Here is a 3,974-nt window from a genome sequence, read left to right on the forward strand (position 1 = left end):
TGTCACCACGTCGCCGCCGCCGCGGATGCCGGGCGCGCCCGGGCGCACCATGATGAGGTTGGTGCCCATGGCGGTGATCTGGGACAGCACCTGCTGCTTGCCGCCTTCGCCCACCGCCAGCATGGCAATCACCGACGCCACGCCGATGACGATGCCCAGCAGCGTGAGCGCCGTGCGCAGCGCGTTGGTGCGCAGTGAATGCAGCGCCATGCGCACCGCCTCGCCGATCTCCGGCACCAGCGCCGACGTGGAGGCGGCGTCAGCGCTCGGCGGTGCCGCCGTTCGCGCGGCGGGGCGGGCGGCCGGCTGATCGTCCACGATGCGCCCGTCGGCAATGCGTACCACGCGCTGCGCATGGGCGGCCACGGCGGCGTCGTGGGTGATCAGGATCACCGTGCGGCCGGCCTGGTGCAGGCGCCGCAGCAGGGCCATCAGCTCGGCGCTGCTCTTGCTGTCGAGCGCGCCGGTCGGCTCGTCGGCCAGGATCACCGGCGGGTCGTTGATGAGCGCGCGGGCCACCGCCACACGCTGCTGCTGGCCGCCCGACAGCTCGCTCGGGCGGTGATGCATGCGCTCGCCAAGACCGAGCTCGGTCAGCAGGCGCCGGGCGCGGGCGGTGCGTTCGGCCTTGGGCAGGCCGGCATAAATGGCCGGCATCTCGACGTTGGCCAGCGCGCTCACCCCGGGCAGCAGGTTGTAGCGCTGGAACACGAAGCCGAAGGTCTGCCGCCGCAGCGCCGCCAGCCGATCGGCGTCGAGCTGCGCCACGTCCTGGCCGCCCACGCGGTAGCTGCCACCGTCGGGCCGATCCAGGCAGCCGATGATGTGCATCAGCGTGCTCTTGCCGGAGCCGGACTGACCCATGATGGCGACGAACTCGCCACTGTCGATGGTCAGCGACACGCCGTCGAGCGCCCGCACCAGGGCGGCGCCCTGGCCGTAATGGCGCCGGATATCGACCAGTTCCAGCAGTGCCATCAGAAAAAGCCGCGCCGCGGTGCGGTCTTGGGGCCGGCCGCGCGCGGCACCGCCACCGCCTCGCCCTCGGCCAGACCCTGGCGCACCTCGGCCCACTGGCGCGACATGTGGCCCACCTGCACCACGCGCGTGCCGAGCCGGTCGCCCTCGCGCACGCGGACTTCGTAGGCCTGCGCGCCGTTCTGGTCCTGCTCCGGCCGGCGCCGGCCAAGGGCAGTGCTGGGCACCGCCAGTGCATTCTCGGCCCTGCCCAGGACGAAGAACACCTGCGTGCTCATGCCGTTCATGAGCTGGCGGTCACGGTTGTCCACGTCTATCAGCACGTTGTAGAGCACCACATCGTTGATGACCTCGGGCGAGGGCAGCACCTGCCGCACCTGGCCATGCCAGCGCCGTTCGAGCGCGCCGAGCGTGGTGAATTCCACGTCGGTGCCGACGCGAAGGCGCATCACGTCGGCCTCGGCCACCTGCGCGCGTACGGTCATGGTGTCCAGGTCGGCAATTTGCACGATCACCGGTGCCAGCTGGTTGGCGTTCAGGGTCTGGCCCTCGCGCGAGGTCTGCGACACCACCGTGCCGGTCATGGGCGCGTAAATCTTGGTGTAGCCGAGGTTGGTGCGGTCGCCGTCGAGGGTCGAGCGGGCCTCGTCGATCTGCGCTTCCAGGGACCGCACGGCCGCCTCGGCCACGCGCAGGTCGGACTCGCTTTGTTCGAGCTGTTCCTGGCTGACCGCGCGCTCGCCGATCAGACCGAGATTGCGCCGGTGGACCTGCGCCAGATTCTGGCGCTGCGCCTGTTGCTGGGCGAGCTGGGCGGTCAGCGAGGCGATGCGCGCCTGGTCGCTCTCGACGCGGGAGGCGTAGATGCGCGGGTCGATCTCGGCGATCAGCTGGCCCTTTTGCACCACATCGCCGATCTCGACGTGCAGGCGGCTGAGCTGGCCGGACACCTGCGCGCCGACGTCGACATAGGCTTTGGGCTCGAGCTTGCCCTGCGCGGTAACGGTTTCGGTCACCTCGCGGCGCTGCACGGTCTCGAAGGCGACGTCGGGCGGCAGCGCGGCCGGCGCGTCGCGATGCCAGATGAGCGCGGCGCCGGCCAGCCCGGTCAGGGCCAGCAGGACCGCCGCCAGGCGGCGCTGCGTGCGTGTCAGCGGCATTTTTTATCTGCCCCGGCTGTCGGTAACATAAGCGGTTTCTCCAAAACGCATCGTCCCCATGTCATCCCCGCGCAAAGCCGTCGCCCTCATTTCCGGTGGCCTCGATTCCATGCTGGCCGCCAAGGTGATGCTCGAACAGGGCATCCACGTCGAGGGCATCAACTTTTTCACTGGCTTTTGCGTGGAAGGCCACACGCACGCCATCCGCCGCCAGGACCGCGCCAAGCCCAAGCGCAACAACGCGCTGTGGGTGGCCGAGCAGCTCGGCATCCGCCTGCACATCGTGGACGTGATCGAGCCGTACAAAGAGGTGGTCATCAACCCCAAGCACGGCTACGGGCAGAACCTGAACCCGTGCCTGGACTGCAAGGGCTTCATGGTCGGCCAGGCGCGCGCCTGGATGGAAGACAACGGCTTCGACTTCATCGTCACCGGCGAGGTGATCGGCCAGCGGCCGATGTCGCAGCGCAAACAGACGCTGCCCATTGTCGCCCGGGAATCGGGCGCATTCGACCGCCTGCTGCGCCCGCTGTGCGCCAAGTTGCTGCCCGAGACGCTGCCCGAGCGCGAGGGCTGGGTGGATCGCGCACGCCTGTATGACTTCAACGGCCGCAGCCGCAAGCCGCAGCAGGCGCTCGCCGCCCAGTTCGGCTTCACCGACTGGGCGCAGCCGGCCGGCGGGTGTTGCTTTCTGACCGATCCCAACTACAGCCACAAGCTGGCCGATCTGTGGCAGTCGCGCGGCAGCAAGCAGTACGAGCTGGACGACATCATGCTGCTGAAGGTGGGCCGGCATTTGCGGCCGCGGCCGCACTTCAAGCTGATCGTGGCGCGCGAGGACGGCGAGAACAACTTTCTGACCGGCTACCGACGCCAGTTCGCGCACCTGGAGCCGCTCAGCCACGGCGGCCCGTTGGTGCTGGTGGACGGCGTGCTGCAGGCGGGCGACCTGGAATTGGCCGCGCGCATCCTCGGTCGCTACAGTCAGGGCCGCGACGCACCGGCGGTGACGGTGCGTTACACGCCGCTCGACGGGCCGGCGCAAGAGCTCACGGTGTCGCCGCTGCCGGCGGCCGAGCTGCCGGCGCACTGGCATCTGTAGCCGGCGCGCCGATGAGCCGCTGCAGGCGTTCGCGCGCCAGTTGCTCGCGCGCCGCATCGGCGCGCCGCCGCACGGTGACGGCGTGCGCCGAAAAGCGTGTGTGCACCACCTCCACGCCCAGGTAGCTCACCTCGCCGGCGCTCACCTCGACCTGCAGCTCGGGCGTGCGCGGCGGCTGCACGCGGTACAGCTGCGGACCCTCGCGCCAGTCGTGCGGGTTGACGATCTGATAGCCGTCGTTGGGCATCGGGTACAGAAAGCGCTGCGGCAGGGTGACGCTGCTGATCCGCGCTTCGAGCGCCGACAGCCGATAGCGGCCGGGTCGCAGCCCGGCGATCACCATGAAATCCGTGCACGAATAGGCGCTCGAGTGCACGCCAAGTCCTTTGCCGATGCCGCGAAGCACCGCCACGCCGTAGTCGAGCGTGATCTCGACCGGCGCGTAGGCGCGTAGCAGCGCATCGACGATGACCACGCCGGTGTCGGCGCTCGGCGCCAGCCGCTGCGCCTGAAACGGCCCGCAGCGGCGGTCGAAGTCGTCCTCGCCGGCGGCGGCGGCCGTGAGCAGGCAGACCAGCAGGCAGCCGAGTAGGCGTTTCATTGCGGTAACCTCGTTCAAGTGCGAACCGTCGCGCCCCATGGTGCCCCAGGCGGCAACCGGGTGGGGGATCGGGATCACGGCGGCGGGTCGAGCTATTCCAGGTGGGTTTTCGACTGATCGAATCGAGGAGGGG

4 protein-coding genes are annotated in these 3,974 nt (G+C 69.7%); 1 reads left to right on the top strand and 3 read right to left on the bottom strand.

Annotation, left to right across the window (positions count from 1 at the left end):
- A partial coding sequence (locus PHC73_RS12105; RefSeq protein WP_300128600.1) for an ATP-binding cassette domain-containing protein occupies window positions 1-978 on the bottom strand: 978 nt, incomplete at its 3' end.
- A complete protein-coding gene (locus PHC73_RS12110) occupies window positions 978-2,138 on the bottom strand; it encodes an efflux RND transporter periplasmic adaptor subunit (RefSeq protein WP_300128603.1) in 1,161 nt (386 codons plus the stop codon). The genes PHC73_RS12105 and PHC73_RS12110, both read right to left, overlap by 1 nt.
- 58 nt (window positions 2,139-2,196) lie before the next feature.
- On the opposite strand from PHC73_RS12110, the gene PHC73_RS12115 reads away from it, so the two are divergent.
- Window positions 2,197-3,240, top strand: a complete 1,044-nt coding sequence (locus PHC73_RS12115) for a hypothetical protein (protein WP_300128606.1) — start codon at window positions 2,197-2,199, stop codon at window positions 3,238-3,240.
- Here PHC73_RS12115 and PHC73_RS12120 read toward each other — a convergent pair.
- Entirely contained in the window at window positions 3,188-3,841 is a 654-nt protein-coding gene (locus PHC73_RS12120; protein ID WP_300128609.1) for a hypothetical protein, read from the bottom strand. The genes PHC73_RS12115 and PHC73_RS12120 overlap by 53 nt on opposite strands.
- Between the last annotated feature and the right edge of the window lie 133 nt (window positions 3,842-3,974).

This window comes from Immundisolibacter sp., assembly GCF_028696615.1.
Classification (GTDB): Bacteria; Pseudomonadota; Gammaproteobacteria; order Immundisolibacterales; family Immundisolibacteraceae; genus Immundisolibacter.